15 protein-coding genes are annotated in these 19113 nt (G+C 55.9%); 9 read left to right on the forward strand and 6 right to left on the reverse strand.

Going from position 1 to position 19113, the window contains the following annotated elements; translation table 11 throughout:
- Window positions 1-38: 38 nt before the first annotated feature.
- The 4 genes from ACL2XQ_RS04850 to ACL2XQ_RS04865 all read right to left on the reverse strand — a co-directional run bounded on the left by ACL2XQ_RS04850 (window position 39) and on the right by ACL2XQ_RS04865 (window position 3490).
- Complete coding sequence (locus ACL2XQ_RS04850) at window positions 39-926, reverse strand: LysR family transcriptional regulator (protein ID WP_413740101.1); 888 nt, start codon at window positions 924-926, stop codon at window positions 39-41.
- A 126-nt stretch (window positions 927-1052) separates the two neighbouring features.
- The gene (locus ACL2XQ_RS04855; RefSeq protein ID WP_413740102.1) at window positions 1053-1535 is read right to left on the reverse strand and encodes a hypothetical protein; all 483 of its coding nucleotides are present in this window, start codon (window positions 1533-1535) and stop codon (window positions 1053-1055) included.
- A 21-nt stretch (window positions 1536-1556) separates the two neighbouring features.
- A complete protein-coding gene (locus ACL2XQ_RS04860; RefSeq protein ID WP_410016242.1) occupies window positions 1557-2390 on the reverse strand; it encodes a hypothetical protein in 834 nt (277 codons plus the stop codon).
- A 179-nt stretch (window positions 2391-2569) separates the two neighbouring features.
- Window positions 2570-3490, reverse strand: coding sequence for a hypothetical protein (locus tag ACL2XQ_RS04865; RefSeq protein WP_413740103.1), 921 nt, complete (start codon window positions 3488-3490; stop codon window positions 2570-2572).
- Between the two features lie 359 nt (window positions 3491-3849).
- On the opposite strand from ACL2XQ_RS04865, the gene ACL2XQ_RS04870 reads away from it, so the two are divergent.
- The 3 genes from ACL2XQ_RS04870 to fusA all read left to right on the forward strand — a co-directional run bounded on the left by ACL2XQ_RS04870 (window position 3850) and on the right by fusA (window position 8538).
- Entirely contained in the window at window positions 3850-4923 is a 1074-nt protein-coding gene (locus ACL2XQ_RS04870) for a fatty acid desaturase (RefSeq protein WP_413740104.1), read from the forward strand.
- Window positions 4924-5477: 554 nt separating this feature from the next.
- The gene (locus ACL2XQ_RS04875) at window positions 5478-6176 is read left to right on the forward strand and encodes an extensin family protein (protein WP_410016239.1); all 699 of its coding nucleotides are present in this window, start codon (window positions 5478-5480) and stop codon (window positions 6174-6176) included.
- 262 nt (window positions 6177-6438) lie between these two features.
- On the forward strand, window positions 6439-8538 hold the full coding sequence (gene fusA, locus ACL2XQ_RS04880; RefSeq protein WP_410016238.1) for an elongation factor G: 2100 nt from the start codon (window positions 6439-6441) through the stop codon (window positions 8536-8538).
- Between the two features lie 1224 nt (window positions 8539-9762).
- On the opposite strand, the gene ACL2XQ_RS04885 is transcribed toward fusA, so the two are convergent.
- The gene (locus ACL2XQ_RS04885; protein WP_413740105.1) at window positions 9763-11661 is read right to left on the reverse strand and encodes an autotransporter outer membrane beta-barrel domain-containing protein; all 1899 of its coding nucleotides are present in this window, start codon (window positions 11659-11661) and stop codon (window positions 9763-9765) included.
- 298 nt (window positions 11662-11959) lie between these two features.
- Between ACL2XQ_RS04885 and ACL2XQ_RS04890 the strand changes: the two genes are divergently transcribed.
- A complete protein-coding gene (locus ACL2XQ_RS04890; RefSeq protein WP_413740106.1) occupies window positions 11960-12361 on the forward strand; it encodes a hypothetical protein in 402 nt (133 codons plus the stop codon).
- Window positions 12362-12897: 536 nt separating this feature from the next.
- On the opposite strand, the gene ACL2XQ_RS04895 is transcribed toward ACL2XQ_RS04890, so the two are convergent.
- Window positions 12898-13722 carry a DUF2076 domain-containing protein gene (locus tag ACL2XQ_RS04895; protein WP_410016235.1) on the reverse strand — a complete coding sequence of 275 codons (825 nt, stop codon included), beginning with the start codon at window positions 13720-13722 and terminating at the stop codon, window positions 12898-12900.
- 303 nt (window positions 13723-14025) lie between these two features.
- Between ACL2XQ_RS04895 and ACL2XQ_RS04900 the strand changes: the two genes are divergently transcribed.
- From ACL2XQ_RS04900 to aroL, 5 genes are all read left to right on the forward strand, one after another.
- Window positions 14026-14691, forward strand: a complete 666-nt coding sequence (locus ACL2XQ_RS04900) for an epoxyqueuosine reductase QueH (protein ID WP_410016234.1) — start codon at window positions 14026-14028, stop codon at window positions 14689-14691.
- A gap of 364 nt (window positions 14692-15055) precedes the next feature.
- Window positions 15056-16264: an OFA family MFS transporter gene (locus ACL2XQ_RS04905; RefSeq protein ID WP_413740107.1), complete on the forward strand. Its 1209-nt coding sequence runs from the start codon at window positions 15056-15058 to the stop codon at window positions 16262-16264.
- A gap of 222 nt (window positions 16265-16486) precedes the next feature.
- A complete protein-coding gene (locus ACL2XQ_RS04910) occupies window positions 16487-16624 on the forward strand; it encodes a hypothetical protein (RefSeq protein ID WP_413727078.1) in 138 nt (45 codons plus the stop codon).
- 123 nt (window positions 16625-16747) lie between these two features.
- A complete protein-coding gene (locus ACL2XQ_RS04915; protein WP_410016231.1) occupies window positions 16748-18289 on the forward strand; it encodes an FAD-dependent oxidoreductase in 1542 nt (513 codons plus the stop codon).
- A gap of 287 nt (window positions 18290-18576) precedes the next feature.
- A complete protein-coding gene (gene aroL, locus ACL2XQ_RS04920; protein ID WP_410016230.1) occupies window positions 18577-19101 on the forward strand; it encodes a shikimate kinase AroL in 525 nt (174 codons plus the stop codon).
- The last annotated feature ends 12 nt before the right edge of the window (window positions 19102-19113 follow it).

The following is a 19113-nucleotide window of genomic DNA, read 5'->3' on the forward strand; positions in this document are numbered from 1 at the left end:
CGGCGATATCGGGCAGGCAAACTGCCGTCGGCCTGCGGTTATGCCAGGTTTTCAGCCAGGAAGTGCAGTAGCCGTTTGATGCGGGGCGGCTGGAATTTATTCCGATTATACAGGGCGACAAGGGGCGCCGGTTCGATAAAATACTGATCCAATACCGTCACCAGCCGGCCCGCGGCCAGGTCTTCACTGATATCCAGGATCGACTTATAAGCGAATCCGTATCCCATGACGGCCCATTTGCGGCTGATGTCGTCGTCATTGGTGGTGTAGGCGGGGGTCATGGTCAGCTGCCGCGGCATTTTTGCTTCATCGCGATACACCCATGGCTCCTGATTGCCTAAGGTATTAATCAGGGCAATGGACGGCAATGCCTGCAGATGGGGGGGCGCCAGCAGTGGATCCAATTGCGCCAGCAGCGCCGGAGCAACGCATACCACCCGATGACTGTCGGCCAGTTTATAGGCCGTCATGCCGGCGTCGTCGTGCTGTCCATAGCGGATGGCGATGTCAATGTCGTCGCCGATCGGGGCGGTCGTGGCATCGGCCAGAGAGAGAATAAAGTGTATTGCGGGAAAGTCTTGGCGAAAGCGCTCCAATAAGCCAATCAGACGATTGCGGCCAACGTCGGAGGGGGCGGTAATGCGTATCGCGCCCTTGATGTCATCCTTGCCCGAACGCAACAGCTCGGTGACGTCATTAAGCTGTTCCACGGCGCGCTGGCTATAGCTTAGGAACAGCTTGCCCTCGTCGGTCAGCCTGAGCTGGCGGGTGGTCCGTTCAAACAGGCGCACCTTGAGACCGGTCTCCAGACGCACGATGCAGGCGCTCGCCGCCGCCGGAGAACAACCGAGCTTACGTCCCGCCGCCGAAAAACTGCCCAACATCGCCGCTTCGATAAAAAGTCGCAAATCACTTAAACGTTCCACTCATTATCCTTAATCTCATCTCTTTTACATTAGCATCCTTTATTATGCTGGATGACGGCGGAATTCGCCTCATTCCGCCGTTGCGTTAATTCCCCATCCCAACATAAGGTATTGACAACGGCTAATCTAGCGTATAAGGCCAGCGTCTTGACGCGCGCGCTCGGCCGCCAGCCGCGCCCTGAAATCATTCAGCGCGCTAATCTCTCGCCGCAGCGCGTTTGCCCGCGCCGTCTGCCCGCGCCGGACCGGGCTTATGTCGGTACCGGGAATCAGCCTGGCCAACGCCGCCAGCAGCTCAGGCAGGGGCTGGTTTTTGTTCTGCCTGACAAAATGGCTAAGCGCGACATAAGTCAGCGGAATATAAGCTGATTCATTATGCACAATCATGCGTGGATGACGGCGGTAGAAGCCCAACAGCTGGATTTTCGCATCCGCGACAATCTCATTTTCCCGGCAAGTGCCTTCACGGGCCAGCGCCTGCGCCGGCCTGAAACGACGGTCCTTCGCCCGAACTCCCGCGGCCGGCGGCAGGCCGCTTAGCCGCCCGGCGCCGATATCCGCGAAAACGCCCAGGGCGGCACTGACAAAAGAAATATCTGACCATCGCATATCAACTTCCTCTGAAATGAGTCACAGTGGTTGGTTCTGGGTTATCCGCTGATGCAGCAGGTCATCGACGATAAGCAGGTCCTGCCGCCAAAGCGCGCATGCCTGGTCCAGGTCATCATTAATGCCGGTTAACCTTTGTTCGCGCCTTGTTATCGCCCGGCCGACAAAATAATCCAGTGAATCCAGCAGGGCGGCGGCGGCGCGGGCGCGGGCGGCGGCGAGCCCCCCGGGATAGCACGCGATCAAATCATCCAACTGCCGTCGTACTTCCCCGCGCAGCGCGTTGTTTCTGTCGCCGTCCATAAGATGATCTTCCAGGGACAGCGTAATAAGGCGGGGAGGATGGGGCAGCAGCGGCGCCAGGCTGTTTTCCAATGCGCAACGGGTTGTCTCGCGCGGTTTCCCCTCCTCGTCATGCAGTATCATTATCAGCCGTCGCCCGAGATCGGGAAAACGGTGCTGCAAGGCGGCCAGAAAACGGATTTCCGGCTGAGCCAGCCCCGGCTGGCCCGCGCCGTGGACATACAGGATCCAGTCCGCGCCGATAGCGCCGGCCAGCGCGCCGGCGGGGGAGTCGTTGATATCGTCGATAAAGAGACAGCGGCGGGAGGGGTGATCAACGCCGCTTTTTTCTGGCGAATGGCGGTCGCTCAGGGCCGTGCGCGCATTACCGCTGATGGCGGCAGGCAATACCTTCTCCAGGACGCGTTTGCCCGTACCGCGTAAACCGCACAGCGCGATACGGTGTTCGGATAACGGACGAGCATGATTTGTCCGAAATTCCCGATAAAAAATGGCAAATTCAGGATCTTCTTTGCATAAGTAGTGCAAATTATCGCGCTCAGTCCTGTTCATTCTTCATGATTTCCCATGACATACTTAAGTTCCGCTAAGGTTATCGGCAGACCTTGCCTGATGTTTAACCTTCTGTTGCCCGGGGATGGCAGGAATGGTTCGATAATGCCGGGTCGAAAGCCCGCCGACCCTCATGAGCCATGAGGTTTTTGCTTATCAATACGGCGAGATATAAAACTTCAGGCAAGAAATAATTTTACTGAGCGGCTAATAAGGTTGATGTCTTCTCCCATTTGTATTATGGCACTGATATTATTAGTTTCTCTTGGCGTTGACATGTGCTCATTGCGTGCCTGTAGCAATCTTTCATGCAAGTATTGCCCAAGCGCTGTTTCAGCAGGGAGATCCGTAATAAATGTCTCTTCCGACAGGCTATGGGCCAGGGCCAGATATTTACTCATAAAAGGCACGACGAGATATTTTAGCAGATGGTTGCCTGGACTAAATACGTTGGCAAACATTTTGTCTAGACATTCCCGCAGACGTTCGGAGATGCTCTCCAGTTTATCCTGCAGGCGGCGGGTTTTCCCGGTGTTAAAATGCGAACGTTGATCATAGATGTCCGTTGCAAAGATAACACCCATTTCTTTCATGATACTAAAATAAATAGGCGCGGTTATTATGGTTTTTTCAGGGTTGTTCTTAATGTAATCTTGCACCAGATAATGTAATTCAGCATAGCTTTTAATAAAATATAAATAATTTTTATCCCTTCGGTTATGGTATTTTTTTTTAACCTTGTGCGCCGACTTTCCCGCCAGGGCAAAAAAAAGGGCTAGACTGCGCTGCGAATATTCCTGCTCGAAACTGTCTGTTCCCATTCCCTTGGCGGCAAGGAGGGCGCGGACATCGCCTTGCGGCGCGTTTGTTCCGCGGTCACCCGGTGTATCAACGGCGGCGACTGGTGCGGCGCCGCTATCAGCGCGCGATTCATCGCCGGCCATAGTGACGTGGCGGGTAAAAAGGGGAACAGGAGCGGGTCTTGCCAGGACCAACGCGTTCCGATAGTTATTCTGCCGTGGCTGTGTTTCCCTGCCGCACAGGTTGGCGCCATAAGAAAACGTGCAGGCAATACTCGTTTGCGAAATAATGTTACCCATTATGCTCCGATGGCGTTTAAGCGAACCACTATCAATAAAATAATATGATTGTAGTTTAAAAATAACCGTTATTGTATTTTGCCATGCCTGTTGTCAGGTCCTGCATGGGATATTAACAGAGGGAAATAACTTCGTAAACGCCGGTAATGACAAGAATATTGCGCGGACGATCATCCTACGTAATGAATTATAGATGATTATTATATTTTTTATAAAATCAGGATGGTATTTTTTTAATGCCTCCAGCGCCGGCGGTACACCTATAACCTGATCTTTTGTCGTGGTGCTTGCTGAGGCCCCTTATCTCATTTCCCGCCATTCTATTGCCGTTTTAATTCGTTGGTTGCGCCGCCGGGGTGATGAATACTGACAAAAAAACCATCGGGGTAGACGCCATGTCAGAGCCAGGAAGAAAAACCGCGCACTATTTGCATGACGGCCAGCGCGATCGCATCAGGCAACTGGCGTCCACCCGATTGTGGCGCTGGGAACTGCCGACCTGGGGCCTGATCGCGCTTATTTATGCCGGGTGGTTCGGCACGGTGCATTACTGGACGGCGCTGGGGCCGTGGGTCGGCACGCCGCTGCTTATCTGGTTCACTACCTGGTATCTGTCGCTGCAACATGAGCTGATTCACGGTCATCCTACGCGCCTGCCGTGGCTGAACCAACTGTTTGGCCTGCTGCCGCTGGCGGTATGGTATCCCTATGGCCTGTACCGCGATTCACATTTGCGCCATCACCGCGACGATCATTTGACCGATCCGGCGGAGGATCCCGAGGGCTATTATTTCAGCGGCGAGAGCTGGCAGGGATTTTCCGCGTTCCGGCGGCGTCTGGTCCGGGTACGTAACACCTTGGCCGGACGTGTGCTTATCGGGCCGGCGCTGGATATCTACCGCGCGCTGCGCGGCATGGTGGCGGCCGTGGCCGGCGGCAATCGCCGCGCTGTCGGGATGTGGCTTATGCATGGCCTGCTGCTGCTGGCCCTGCTGCACTGGGTGGCGTCATCGGGTTTGCCGGTAGGGTATTTTCTGCTGGCCATAAGCTATCCGGCCCTGGCCATCACCAAAATCCGCTCGTTTATGGAGCATCGCGCCGCCCGCGATCCCCAGGCCCGCTCTGTTATCAACGAGGCGGCGTGGCCCTGGCGGTTGCTATTTCTTAACCTGAACTATCATTTAGTCCATCATGATTTACCCGCCGTGCCCTGGTATGCGCTGCGCCGGGTCTATCTGGCCGATCGGGCCGCCTATCAACGGCGCAACGGCGGCTTTGTCGTGCAGGGTTATGCTGAATGGCTGGGCGAGTACGCCTTCAGGCCGGCCGAGGTCGAAGTACATCCGTCATCGTTGGGCGACACCAGGCTTTCCGGGATGCCGGAACCTGTAAAGGACGCTTTTATTGCCGGAGCGGGATATCCACCGCAATGATGCCGGGATGGTCTGCAGCGCGTTGATTTACCATTGGATAAAGTATGCTGTGGCGAGGAGTAAGCCGGGAAAAGGGTTGGGAAAAACAGGATGATGAAGCGGGTAGGATGCCCCGAACCGAAGTTCGAGGCGTAAAGTCTAGCTCATTGCTACATGAAACCGACGCAAGTATGGACCTAAATACCGGATCCGTAAATACGCATAGCGACAATTTTCGCATCCCGGCGGGTGATTGCTCAGCAACTGTTCAATACAGGCGGTAATGACGGACATGAAGAGCGGGCCTGGCCGCCGGCGGGCGTAAAAAAAGCCCGCACAGAGGGGCGGGCAAAGACTTCACAGCAAATCAAACAGCTTAGTTGATGGATGAGTTCGATGGCGTAAAGCTGGGTATCGCCTTCATTTTAATCATAGCCAGTACAAATAAACATCAGTACAACCACTTTCAAAATTACTAATTGAATCATGTGGCAATAACTTAATTACTTCTACGTCTATACTGATTAACAACGTCGGCGATGGGCCGGTTTTAACGCTATAGGGGTGAAGTAAAGGTGCGACTGCTGACCTGCCTGTTGGTTCTGGTGGTGTTGTTAACGGCATTAGCCCCCCGTATCCGGCCCCTGCTGCCGCCCGGCTATGACCCTTTTTTGCCTTTGTCGGTCAGCGATCCGCCGACGTTTATCACCCGCTACAAACTTAAACGGCTGGCTGCCGATCCTCCGGCCTGCCTGGCGGCGCTTGAAAGGGCAAGCGCCGCCGGACGCCTTTCTTTCAGCAAGGTCGCCGATACCACCGGACCTTGCCCGCTATTGTCGCCCGTGAGGGTGCGCGGGTTCGGCCCGGTCGGGCTTAGCTCCAGTTTTCTCGCCAGCTGTCCGCTGGCGCTGAGCAGCGCCATGTTTGTCGGCCAGGCGGCGGCGCCCCTGGCGGCGGCAGGTCTTGCGTCTCCTTTAGCTCGGATTGATCATCTTGGCAGCTATGCGTGTCGTAACATCTATCACCGCAGCGAGGGGCGGCTTAGCGAACATGCAGGCGCGCAGGCGCTGGATGTGTCAGGCTTTATCCTCGCCGACGGACGGCGCATTACGGTGTCGCAACAGTGGCGGCGCCAGGATCCGGCCGGTGATTATTTACGTGACGTGTTTATGCAAAGCTGCGCTTTTTTCGGCAATTCGCTCGGTCCCGATTACAACGCCGCCCACGCCAATCATTTCCATTTCGGCATGCGCGGTTTTGGCGTCTGCCGCTAGACGCGGCATTTTGATTAACGGCCGTCCGGCAGCCCGCGCGCAGAGCGGGCGGCGACGGTAATGGCAATAAAGCCGTGGCTGACATTGAAGACAGGGCGCAAAAGGAGCATTCTGGCAAAGCGCGCCGGCATTTTTTAACCCTATTGCCGGAAAGCCTGGGATTGCGTTAATAAGACTTTTTATTACATATGCCCCGTCGCCATAGGCCGGCGGGGACGGTTAAACAGCAGGTTTTGTCCTGTAGGGCATTTAAGGTAATTGTATGGTCCGTAAAACTCCCATAGAGCGATATCGCAACATCGGCATCAGTGCGCATATAGATGCCGGCAAGACCACCACCACCGAGCGTATTTTGTTTTACACGGGCGTCAGCCATAAAATCGGTGAAGTGCATGATGGCGCCGCGACGATGGATTGGATGGAGCAGGAACAGGAGCGCGGCATTACCATTACCTCAGCTGCCACGACAACCTTCTGGAAAGGGATGGCCGGTAATTATCCGGAACATCACATTAATATCATCGATACTCCCGGGCATGTGGATTTTACCATCGAAGTGGAACGTTCGATGCGGGTGCTCGACGGCGCCGTGATGGTCTACGACTCGGTGGGCGGGGTGCAGCCGCAATCGGAAACCGTGTGGCGCCAGGCCAATAAATATAAAGTGCCGCGCATCGCGTTCGTCAACAAAATGGATCGCACCGGAGCGGATTTCTTCCGGGTCCAGACCCAGATTGCCAAACGCCTGAAAGGCGTGGCGGTGCCGATCCAGATTCCCGTGGGTGCGGAAGAGGGTTTCCAGGGCGTGGTCGATCTGGTCAAAATGAAAATCATTGTCTGGGACGATACTACCCAGGGGGTTAAGTTTACCTATCAGGATATTCCTGAAGATTTGCTGGCCCCGGCCCAGGAATGGCGCAACCATATGATGGAAGCGGCGGCGGAAGCCAGCGAGGAACTGCTGAATAAATACCTCAATGGCGAAACGCTTACCGAAGACGAAATCAAGGGCGCCATTCGTAAACGGACCATCGCCAATGAAATTGTGCCGATGCTGTGCGGCAGTGCGTTCAAAAATAAAGGCGTTCAGGCGCTGCTGGATGCGGTGGTTGATTATCTGCCGTCGCCCATTGATGTGCCGGCAATAAGCGGGCATGACGAGGACGATAAGGAGGCGGAACGTCATTCCAGCGATACCGAACCGTTCTCCGCGCTGGCGTTTAAGATCATGACCGACCCCTTTGTCGGCCAGCTGATCTTTTTCCGGGTTTATTCCGGCGTGATTGCCACCGGCGACTCGGTTTACAATCCGGTCAAGGGAAAGAAAGAGCGTTTGGGCCGGCTGCTGCAAATGCATGCCAATGAACGTAAAGACATTAAGGAAGTGCATGCCGGCGATATCGCCGCCACCGTGGGCATGAAGGATGTGACCACCGGCGATACCCTGTGCGATCCGGATCATCCGATTATCCTTGAACGTATGGTTTTCCCCGATCCGGTCATTTCACAGGCCATCGAGCCTAAAACCAAGGTCGATCAGGAAAAAATGGGTATTGCCCTGGGGCGTTTGATGCAGGAAGACCCGTCGTTTCGCGTCAAGACCGACGAGGAGTCCGGACAGACCATTATCTCCGGCATGGGCGAGCTGCATCTGGAAATCCTGATGGAGCGTATGCGGCGTGAGTTCGGCGTGGCGGTGACGGTGGGTAAACCGCAGGTGGCCTATCGTGAAACCATCAAAAAGACCGTGGAAGAAGTGGAAGGCAAGTACGTTAAGCAGACCGGCGGCCGTGGGCAGTATGGGCATGTGGTGTTGAAAATCGAACCGCAGCCGGCGGGGAAAGGGTATGAATTCGTCGATGCCATCAAGGGTGGGGTGGTGCCGCGCGAGTATATTTCCTCTATCGATAAGGGTATTCAGGATACCTTGACCTCCGGCGTTTTGGGCGGTTATCCGGTGGTGGATGTGAAAGCTACGCTGTTTTTCGGTTCCTATCATGAGGTCGATTCCAACGAAAATGCGTTTCGTATGGCGGCGTCGATGGCGTTTAAAGATGGGATGCGCCAGGCGCAGCCAATTCTGCTGGAGCCAATGATGGCGGTGGAAGTGGAAACGCCGGAAGATTTCATGGGCAACGTGATGGGTGATTTGTCGTCACGGCGCGGTATGGTGCAGGGGATGGAAGATATTCTCGGCAGCAAGCTTATTCGTGCCGAAGTGCCGTTGGCGGAAATGTTCGGTTATTCCACCACGCTGCGGTCTATGTCGCAGGGGCGCGCCACTTATACCATGGAGTTTAAGCACTATTCGGAAGCGCCAAAAGCGGTGGCCGAGGCAGTGATCAAAACCCGCGGTAAGTAACGCTATATATGCCCGGTGATGGCGGGCTTATCGTGCCATGGGGCCTCGGTCGGGCGGGAAAAGCACGCCCGATTCGGCCCCATCGGCACGCTCTCCCTTTGACACGCTCGTTGCAGGATTTGTGTTAGCGGGCCTACCGCGCCATGGGGCCTCGGTCGGGCGGGAAAAGCACGCCCGATTCGACCCCATCGGCACGCTCTCCCTTTGACACGCTCGTTGCAGGATTTGTGTTAGCGGGCCTACCGCGCCATGGGGCCTCGGTCGGGCGTGAACACCACGCCCGATTCAACCCCATCGGCACGCTCTCCCTTTGACACGCTCGTTGCAGGATTTGTGTTAGCGGGCCTACCGTGCCATGGGGCCTCGGTCGGGCGGGAAAAGCACGCCCGATTCGACCCCATTGGCACGCTCTCCCTTTGACACGCTCGTTGCACGATTTGTGTTAGCGGGCCTACCGCGCCATGGGGCCTCGGTCGGGCGTGAACACCACGCCCGATTCAACCCCATCGGCACGTTCTCCCTTTGACACGCTCGTTGCAGGATTTGTGTTAGCGGGCTTATCGTGCCATGGGGCCTCGGTCGGGCGGGAAAAGCACGCCCGATTCGGCCCCATTGGCACGCTCTCCCTTTGACACGCTCGTTGCAGGATTTGTGTTAGCGGGCCTACCGCGCCATGGGGCCTCGGTCGGGCGGGAAAAGCACGCCCGATTCGGCCCCATTGGCACGCTCTCCCTTTGACACGCCTGCATTGAGATCGGGGTTGGCGGGCATACCGTGCCATGGGGCCTCGGTCGGGCGGGAAAAGCACGCCCGATTCGACCCCATCGGCACGCTCTCCCTTTGACACGCTCGTTGCAGGATTTGTGTTAGCGGGCCTACCGCGCCATGGGGCCTCGGTCGGGCGGGAAAAGCACGCCCGATTCGACCCCATCGGCACGGTCTCCCTTTGACACGCTCGTTGCAGGATTTGTGTTAGCGGGCCTACCGCGCCATGGGGCCTCGGTCGGGCGGGAAAACCACGCCCGATTCAACCCCATCGGCACGCTCTCCCTTTGACACGTTCGTTGCAGGATTTGTGTTAGCGGGCCTACCGCGCCATGGGGCCTCGGTCGGGCGGGAAAAGCACGCCCGATTCGGCCCCATTGGCACGGTCTCCCTTTGACACGACTGCGTTGAGATCGGGGTTGGCGGGCATATCGTGCTTATCTTGAGCCGGGTTTCGTGTCAGAACCGGTATTTCACGCCCACTATGCCGGTGGTGTCGCTGTAGCCTTTATTGCCAACCTGTTGTGCAACGTTGCCCCAAAGATTAACATTGCGGTTAATTTGTCCTTCCACCCCGAGCTTAAGTTCTGCGATATTGGCCGCGCCGTCTTGGCTGACTGTTATCCCATCCATGCTGACGCCAAAATCATCCGAATTGTGGATCCAGTTAGCCTCGACATAGGGCTGAAAGGCCCGATCCTTGTCGTTGTCCCGCTCACTGTAAGTGTGCATATAGGCTTTAACGCCCAAACGGGTCTGGATATTGCCGTCACCTTCTCCCGATACCCTGGTGCCGTTGGCTTCGGTATGATCGTCGGCTTTGACGCCCATCCAGATGGCCTGGGCCTGGGGCTGGACATAATAGGTGGTGTTTTTAGCGGCGTTTTCGCCAACCTTAACGGTATAACCGCTTTCAAGCGAGGCGCTGGCTCCTTTGGACTTATACTCTTCATCGTTTAAATCCTGGCCCGACACCCTATTGTTAAACCAGCCATATTGTGTCCAGCCGTCGATATATAAACCCGTTTTGTCCATCGCATTGGCGTACCAGGTCGCGTAGATACCCAGGCTATACCCGTCGACAGCACTGTTTGCACTGTAGCCGGATACGCGTGACCCGGTATTACTTTTAGCATTGCCGTAGCCGGCCATAACACCTAATCGAATACTATCGAGGCTGCTGCTGCTCCACTGGCCGATATCGCCGCCCAGTTGCAGTACATAACGATTGCTCTGGGTCCTGAGCTGGCCGCCGTCATCACGGGAACGGTTATGACCGCCTTCATTGATTAGCCACAGACTGGTGGACTTGTCCTCGCCCGTCAGCGCGTCGGTATAGTGAGCCATGCCCTGACGATTATCCAAACGGGTGGCGAATAGGGTATTGGCGGCGGCCAGATTGGCGGTATAGCTCCCTGCCTCCGGACGTTCAACCCGTCCCGGTTCTGGGGTGGGGACGGGTTCTGGCGATGGGCCGGGCCCCGGATTCGGATCCTCGACCGAGCTATGCAAATACCAGTTCGCGGCATCAGTTCCGGCGCCGCGCGTCAGGGTATAATCATAGGCGCCCGCCACAATACGGCCTGATTGCAAGAATTCACCGTCCGAGACGCCGTTGACCGAGATCAGTTCAATACCGTCCACGGTGGCGCCGCCGCCGCCGCCGGCATTATTGACGCTGACCAGGGTCGTGCCGGACGTATTACCGCCGATAATCAGTCTTTCAGTCTTTGTCGCATCATCAGATAACCGGGCATTAAAATTAAGACGACCGTTATTGCCGGCATAATCACCCGTCACGTTAAGTACGGTTCCGCCATCACCGTTAAGGTTAATGGTACCCGCATTGTTCATGCTGGCGATAGTTTGGTTAAAACCCTGTAAATTCATCGTCCCGGCCGGGGCGACGGTATAGGCCGACCGGCTGCTGAAGGCATTAGCGCCTCCGGCGACTAACGTTGCGCCGTGAATAACGGTATCGCCGGTGTAGGTGTTTTCGCCGGTGAGAGTCAATATGCCGTTATTAACATTGACTATTAACGGCGCCGCAGACCCGGTGTTTTTAATATTGCCCGTTAACCGCCACTCCCCATCGCCATTTTTGGTCAGGGTTTGAAAATCGGTGATATCGCCCGACAGCAGATCCGCGGCGGGCGGCGATCCGGCCACGCTATTGAGCACCAGGGCATTGGCGCCTTCACCGCCGCTGATATTACCTGTAAGCGTCGATCCTCCTTCAAGGGTTAAACGGTCATTACCGGGACCGAAGGCGATATTGCCGATAATTACCCCGCCGGTATGGTTGGTCAAGGACACCGCGGTGCCGGAGCTGCCGATAACCGTATTTGCCGGGTCCATGGCTCTGAGGGTACCGTAGTTGTCAATAACATTGCTGCCGATGTCGGGATCGGCGGATGCAAACCAGATTGCCGATCTGCCCGCGCCTTGAATTAAACCGCGGTTGGTAATGCTATTTCCGCTGCCCATGACAGTAATTGCGTCATTTGTGGGTGACGTCCCGAGGCCCAAGACCTGGGCGCCGGTTTCTACGTTTAAGTTGTTATTATTGTTAAACTCAATGGTATTGTGACCCAGCCCCCACGCACCGGCGCCGGATAGGCCATCCGTGTCGTTTTGCACCGTCGCGCGTGCCTGAATGGCAATCGTGGCGCCCGTGTCAAACGTGATGGCGGTGACTGTACCGGTTTCAATCCTGGCGGCAGGCAGCACCAGAAGATTCACATCATTCATCCCCGGGCCGTTGCCGACGGTGTCGGTTTGTACCGACAAGTTGGTACAGGTGGTGGTTTTGCCATTCGTCGGCGGGGGGGTACACGCCGCCCAGGTGTTGCCCGGAGCGGTAAAAAAAAACCATATAGCGGCCATCATTATTATATTAAATTTATTTATTATTTTTAATTCAAATTGTCTTGTTATAGTAATAAATAAAGCTAAAGCATCACTGGTAAATCGCATCGCTACAGTTGTTTTGCGCATCATTACCGGTCCTTTCAGAGATAGGGTAAAGAGGGTTCGTGCGCCAGGCGAAAATATTTGACCCTGTGTTCTGGCTTAATTCACGACCCGTCCGGCTGCCGGTGCGCTCGACCAAATAACATCTAATGCGCGCGTAAATATCCGGCATTATATATTTAAATAAATAAAATCCACTTATGATTGCTATCCCTGCGATAAAGTAAAATTACTGACACGAGACAGGCCGAAAGAAATAGAATAGCCAAAGAGTATGGTTTCAATAATTAGAATTATTTTTCAGGGGCTAAATATAAATAGATAAAGTTAGTGTAGGCGCTGGAGGTTTTTTTTCCAAGAATTTATATGGCGGAATAATTTGCCGTGGCATGAACATAAATAACCGGCGTGAGTGTTGATTACCAGCGCGGTACGATGCCATGTCGGTCTTGATTGCGCGTTGTCAATAAAGAAGCCCACGCTAAGCGTGGGCCCAGACTGCTGACAACGATGCGCATACCCTGAACGCGGGTATGCCGGGCAGGGAACGTAACGCGGCGACCCGGCCACCCTGCTTATCGGCCAGGCTACAGCCGGCCTCTTCCCCGCGGTCGGCGGCGATCAGACAAAATCATCGTCGTCGCTGAAGCCATCGTCCACGCCGAAGCTGTCATCCGTGCCAAAACCGTCATCTGTACCGAAGCCGTTGTCCGCGCCGAAACCGTTATCGGCATTGGTATCGTTGCCATAATCATTATTGGCGAACGTATCATCAGTGCCGCTGGCGCCAGGGAAAGGGTTGCCAGAGACATCATTGAAGGTATCGAGATTGTCGCTGGAGAAATCCTGGTTGGTCAGGGGATCGGTGGCGGCATCCAGGGGCTGATCGATAACATTGACTATCTCCTGCGGCTGGCTGTTATGGAACATGCCGGTAAGCATGTTGCCCAGCACCACACCGCCGGCGACCCCGGCGGCGGTTTGCAGCGCGCCGGCCAGAAAGCCCCCTCCGCGCGGCGCCGCCTGCGGCTGGTTATATCCCTGAGCATAACCGTTGTATCCGGGCGGCGGCGCGGCCTGGCCGCCATAGCCGGGAGCCGGTGGCTGCTGCTGGTTATTCCAGGCGGGGGCGGGCTGCTGCGCACGGGCGTTCCGGGCCGCTCCGCCGCCAAACAGGTTGCTGAGAAATCCTCCCTGGCTTGGCTGCGGCGCGTTTTTCAAGGCGGTAAGCTCGGATTCCAGCTGCTGTACCTGCTGGTGCAGGCGCTTAAGCGCGGCTTCCTGGATCAATATCGACTGCGCCATATAATAAGGGGCTGCGGGCTGCTGGCGGATAAATTCCTGGATTTGCCGATCCGCTTCGGCGTCGCGGGGGCCGGCTTTCTGCTCCGCCTGTTTCAGACGCTGAAAAAGGCCCTCGATAATACGTTGCTCTTCTGATTGCATGGTAATGACCCTATAACCTTGTTCACATGCGCAACGGGCTGCGCTTTCTTTAAATCTAGTCTCATATTGGCGAATCATAAAGGCGCCATGCGTAAAGGTTTTTAGAAATGTGTTACCAGTCCACACACCGGGCGGGGGGATGCCGGGAAAGTGTGCCGGGCCGGCCGCGTTTTTTTTGTGGTCGACAGACCGGCGGTTAATAACTATTTGATACTCCTTGTTAAACCCCGCGCCGCCAACCCGCCCGGGATATGTGCTATATTGGCCAGCCAGACTCTTTATCTGACCTTAGAGAAAGCGCCCATGGCCGACTTCATCCGACCGCTACTGAAACTGCCGCAGGGCGCCGACAAACTGCTGCTGCATTCCTGCTGCGCGCCCTGCTCGGGGGAAGTGATGGAAGCGCTTAGCGCTTCCGGTATCGACTACACCCTCTTTTTTTACAATCCCAATATCCATCCCCAGCGTGAATACCTGATCCGCAAGGAAGAAAATATCCGCTTTGCCGACCAGCACCAGGTGCCCTTCATCGATGCCGATTATGATACCGACAACTGGTTCGCCCGGGCGAAGGGTATGGAGCGGGAACCGGAGCGCGGGATCCGCTGCACCATGTGTTTTGATATGCGTTTTGAACGCACCGCGCTGTATGCCTATGAACAGGGTTTTAGCGTCATCTCCAGTTCGCTGGGCATTTCCCGCTGGAAGAATATGCAGCAGATCAATAACTGCGGCCAGCGCGCCGCCAGCCACTACCCCGGCATGCGCTATTGGGATTACAACTGGCGCAAGCAGGGCGGGGCGGCGCGCATGATCGATATCAGCAAGCGCGAGCAGTTTTACCAGCAGGAGTACTGCGGGTGCATTTATTCGCTGCGCGACAGTAACCGGCACCGCAAATCGCAGGGGCGCGATATTATCCGTATTGGCGTCAACTATTATCATTACCAAACGCCGGAGAGCGAATGAGGGGAGGAATAGCCGCCCGCCATACCGCCGGCGCGCGCCGGCGAATAATATTATTATTTTTTTGGGTTGCCGTTCCAGGGTTAAATTTACCATAGAGTAAAATGTGTTAATTAAAGGATCGTTATTGCCCATGGCGTTTAATAATTGCCTATTTTTCGCAACCGATAAACAGCAATATTGCCCTGCTTGCCACCGCCGTAACATGTAATTATGCCGTTCATACCCCAAGGCGTGCATTTCATTCCTTATTAACGGTATCTCATGCCGCATTTAGACCGTCTCGTTAACCGCGCCTTTATAGTAAAGCCAGTTAACCCGTTTTACGGGCATCGATTCTAAAAGAATTGTTAATGCGAGGCAGAATATGAATACGCAATATGCGACCCACCTGCGGTGGCTTACATTGTTCGGGACCATTATGACCCAGTTCGCCCTGGGGTCGGTTTATACCTGGAGCCTGTTCAACGGTCCGTTGGCCGATAAGCTGCATCAGCCTGTCAGCCAGGTGGCGTTTGCGTTCGGACTGCTCAGCCTGGCGCTGGCGCTGGCGTCGTCGGTGGCCGGCAGGTTTCAGGACCGCTTTGGCGTGCGTAACGTTACGCTGGGCGCTGGTGTTTTGCTGGGCGCGGGGTTTTGCCTGACCGCGTATGCCGGCAACCTGACGATGTTGTGGCTTTCCGCCGGTCTGCTGGTGGGGTTTGCCGACGGCATCGGTTATCTGATGACGTTATCCAATTGCGTAAAATGGTTTCCGGAGCGTAAAGGGGTGATTTCCGCCTGCGCCATCGGCGCTTATGGTTTGGGCAGCCTGGGATTTAAATATATCAACAGCCGCCTGCTGGCCCAATACAGCCTGGAAACCACCTTTATGCTTTGGGGACTGATTGCCATGTTGCTGGTCATCGCCGGTGCCTTATTAATGAAGGATGCGCCGCAACAAAGCGTGAACAAGACCCGGGCAACACGCGATTTTTCCCTGGCGCAGTGCGTACGCATCCCGCAATACTGGTTATTGGCCCTGATGTTTTTAACCGCCTGCATGAGCGGGCTGTATGTGATCGGCGTAGCGAAAGATATTGGCGAGAATCTGGTGCATTTAACCCCGGCGGTTGCGGCCAATGCCGTGACGATTATCGCAGCGGCCAACCTGGGCGGACGCCTGGTGCTCGGCGTGCTGTCGGACCGGATGTCGCGTATGCAGGTCGTCTCGCTGGCGCAGGGAATTTCACTGCTCGGCATGGCGCTGTTATTGTTTGTGCATCTCAGCCCGGTCTTGTTTTTTATGGCGATTGCCTGCGTGGCCTTCAGCTTCGGCGGCACCATTACGGTATACCCGTCGCTGGTCAGTGATTTCTTCGGCCTGAACAATCTGACCAAAAACTATGGCGTGATTTACCTGGGCTTCGGCATCGGCAGTATTATCGGCTCAATCGTGGCCTCGCTGTTCGGGGGATTTATCGTCACCTTCCAACTGATCCTGGTGCTGCTGGTTATTTCGCTTATCATCTCCTTAACCTTGCATCAGCCCGGTGAAAAAATACGCTTACGGCTGAATGAAGTAACGGGTAAATAACTATATCCGGAATAATTATCTATTATCTGTAAGCCGACAGTCCGCCTGGCACGGTCTGTCGGCTTTTTTTGAAAGTATTCTTAATCAAATTACGTTTTAATCCTTTTTCATTATTACCGGCGCGTGAACAAATAATAAGAATGATTATCCTCAACCGCCTTGCTGGAAATAAAGGTTACAGGATAATTCTCATTCCCTTTATAGGTAAAGGAAGGATTAACCATGATGAAAGAACCCGCCGCCGGTGGAGGCATCTTGGCCGGCATGGCGCGGCAAAACGGTGGCGGTGATATCGGCGCCCTGGGCCGGGCGCTGAAAAAAATCATTGCCTGGCTGCGCGATCTCTTCAATAGCGACTAGCCGGCGGCGCTGCGCTTACCCGCTTCATCATCTCCCTTCGCCGGACTTCACAGCCGGCGTTTAGCTGCTAGGCTTAATCATAGCACTCCAGACTGTATGGTCTTTAACAAGAAGGAGCCTATCGTGGCCTATCAAGAAGTGATGTCGTTAACCGCATTGCCGGAATTGGCACCCAAAAAAATCAGCCTGGGCGATACCGATATTCTGTTGATAAAAAAAGGAGATCGGGTTTTCGCCCTCGAAGCCACCTGTCCCCATTCCGGCGCTCCGCTGGAAAAAGGCGCGCTTTGCGAAGGCAAGATTATATGCCCCTGGCATAAGTCGGTATTCACCATTGAGGAAGGCGCGCTGTGCGAACCTCCCTCCCTGCGCGATTTAAAGCGTTATCCGGTCAAAATTGAACAGGGCAAGCTCTGGGTCGACCCGCAGGCGGAACCGGGCGCGGGGCCGCTGGATAAGGTGACGACCCAGGATGCGCTGGTGGTCCTGGGCGTCGGCGCCGGCGGTAGCGCCGCCATTAAGGCGCTGCGCGAAAAGGGTTATCACGGTCGCCTGGTGGTTATCGAACGTGAAAAACAGGCGCCTTACGATCGCACCACCTTGTCCAAATTTGTTCCGCAGGGAGATATGGATATCGACGAGGTGCCGTCGCTCCTGGACGATGATTTTTATCAACAGCAAAAAATCGAGCGTATTAACGGCAACGTCGAAAAACTGAGCGCCGCCAAGCATCAGCTGCGGCTGGAAGACGGCACGATGATTCCTTATCGCCAGCTGTTGCTGGCCACCGGCGGCATCCCGCAGCGCCCCGATTTGCCCGGCAAGGCGCTGTTCGGCATCCAGGTCCTGCGAAGCTGGGAGCAGGCCGCCGTGCTGGTAGACACCGTCGAGAAGGAAAAACGCCTGGTGATTATCGGCAACAGCTTTATCGGCATGGAAGTCGCCGCGGCGTTCCGTAAGCAGGATGTGGATGTGACGGTGATAGCCGAGCATCCGCTGCCGTTCGAGAAACAGTTCGGCAAAGAGCTGGCGAGTTTCTTCCGGCGGCGTCACGAGCAGAAAGGCGTGAAATTTGTCGAAGGCCTGCCCGCGGAGTTTACCGGCGAGCGTCAGGTGGAGGCGGTAGTGTTGAAAGACGGTACGCGCATCGAGGCCGATTTGGTGCTACTGGCCACCGGTGTGGCGCCGGCGACCGGGTTTATTGACGATCTGCCGCTGAATAAAGACGGTAGCCTTAATGTGGACGCCTCCATGTCGGCGGGCCAGGATATTTTTGCCATCGGCGATATCGCCACGTTTCCGCTTAACGGCAAACCCACGCGCATTGAACATTGGCGTGTGGCCCAGCAGCATGGCCGCGTGGCCGCAAGCGTGATGGCGGGTCAGGATGAGATCTATGATTCCGTACCGTTTTTCTGGACCCAGCATTATGGCGTGCGCTATGAGTATCTTGGCCATGCCGGGAAATGGGATACCATCGACATGACCGGCTCGCCCGATAACGATGATTTTGTGGCGCTGTATGCCCTCAACGATGAACTGGTGGCGGTGGTCGGCACCGGTCGTATGCGCACCACGGGTACCTTGCTTATCAAGATGAGGGAGAAACTGACGCTGCAGCAGGCGAAACGCATCGTGGCGGAAGTGGTGGAGCCGGAAAGCTAACCGAGGCCGCCGGCCCGGGCGTGCCCGTCTGGGAGGGCCTTCCTGAAAAACTGTCCGTTGCGCGGGCGCGATCGCCGGTCTTTTTTTGCCGGTTCCGGCCGACGTAAGGGACAATCCTGTAATTAATATGGTATGTAATAAGCTGGCATGCGGCGGCCGCGGGGCGTCGCATGCCCGGCCCGCGACTTTTCGCCCAAAGGCCGTTCGCCGGTTAGTGCGCGTGCGAAGTCAATGCTATGATGCGCAGCTGGACTGAAAAAGTCGTTGGATAAAAGGATATGCGGTTAATGACACAGCCCATTTATTTGGTTGGCGCTAGGGGATGCGGTAAAACCACGGTTGGCCTCGCGCTGGCCGGGGTGTTGGGATTTGAGTTTATGGATACCGACCAGCTGTTGCTGAGCACCACCGGCCGCAGCGTGGCGCAGATCGTCAAGAGCGAGGGCTGGGCGGGATTCCGGGCAAGGGAAAGCGCTATCCTGCGCGCGATTGCCGGCGGGCGCAAAGTGATCGCCACCGGCGGCGGCATTGTGCTGGCGGAGGCCAATCGCCGGTTTATGCGGGCGAACGGCACGGTCATTTACCTCCATGCCCGGCCTGAGGTCCTGGCGCGGCGCCTGGAGGCGTTTCCCGAGGAAGACCAGCGGCCAAGCCTGACCGGGCGGCCGATTGCCGAGGAGATCGCTGAAATCCTGCTGGCCCGGGAAGCGTTATACCAGGATGCGGCCCACCATGTGCTGGATGCGTCCTCTTCCCCGGAAGCCGTGGTGTCGGCGATATTGCAGCAGCTCCACCCCTGCGCCGCCGGATAACGCGGCGCCATG

Origin of the sequence: Sodalis sp. RH14, assembly GCF_047324285.1 — a bacterium.
GTDB lineage: Bacteria > Pseudomonadota > Gammaproteobacteria > Enterobacterales > Enterobacteriaceae > Acerihabitans.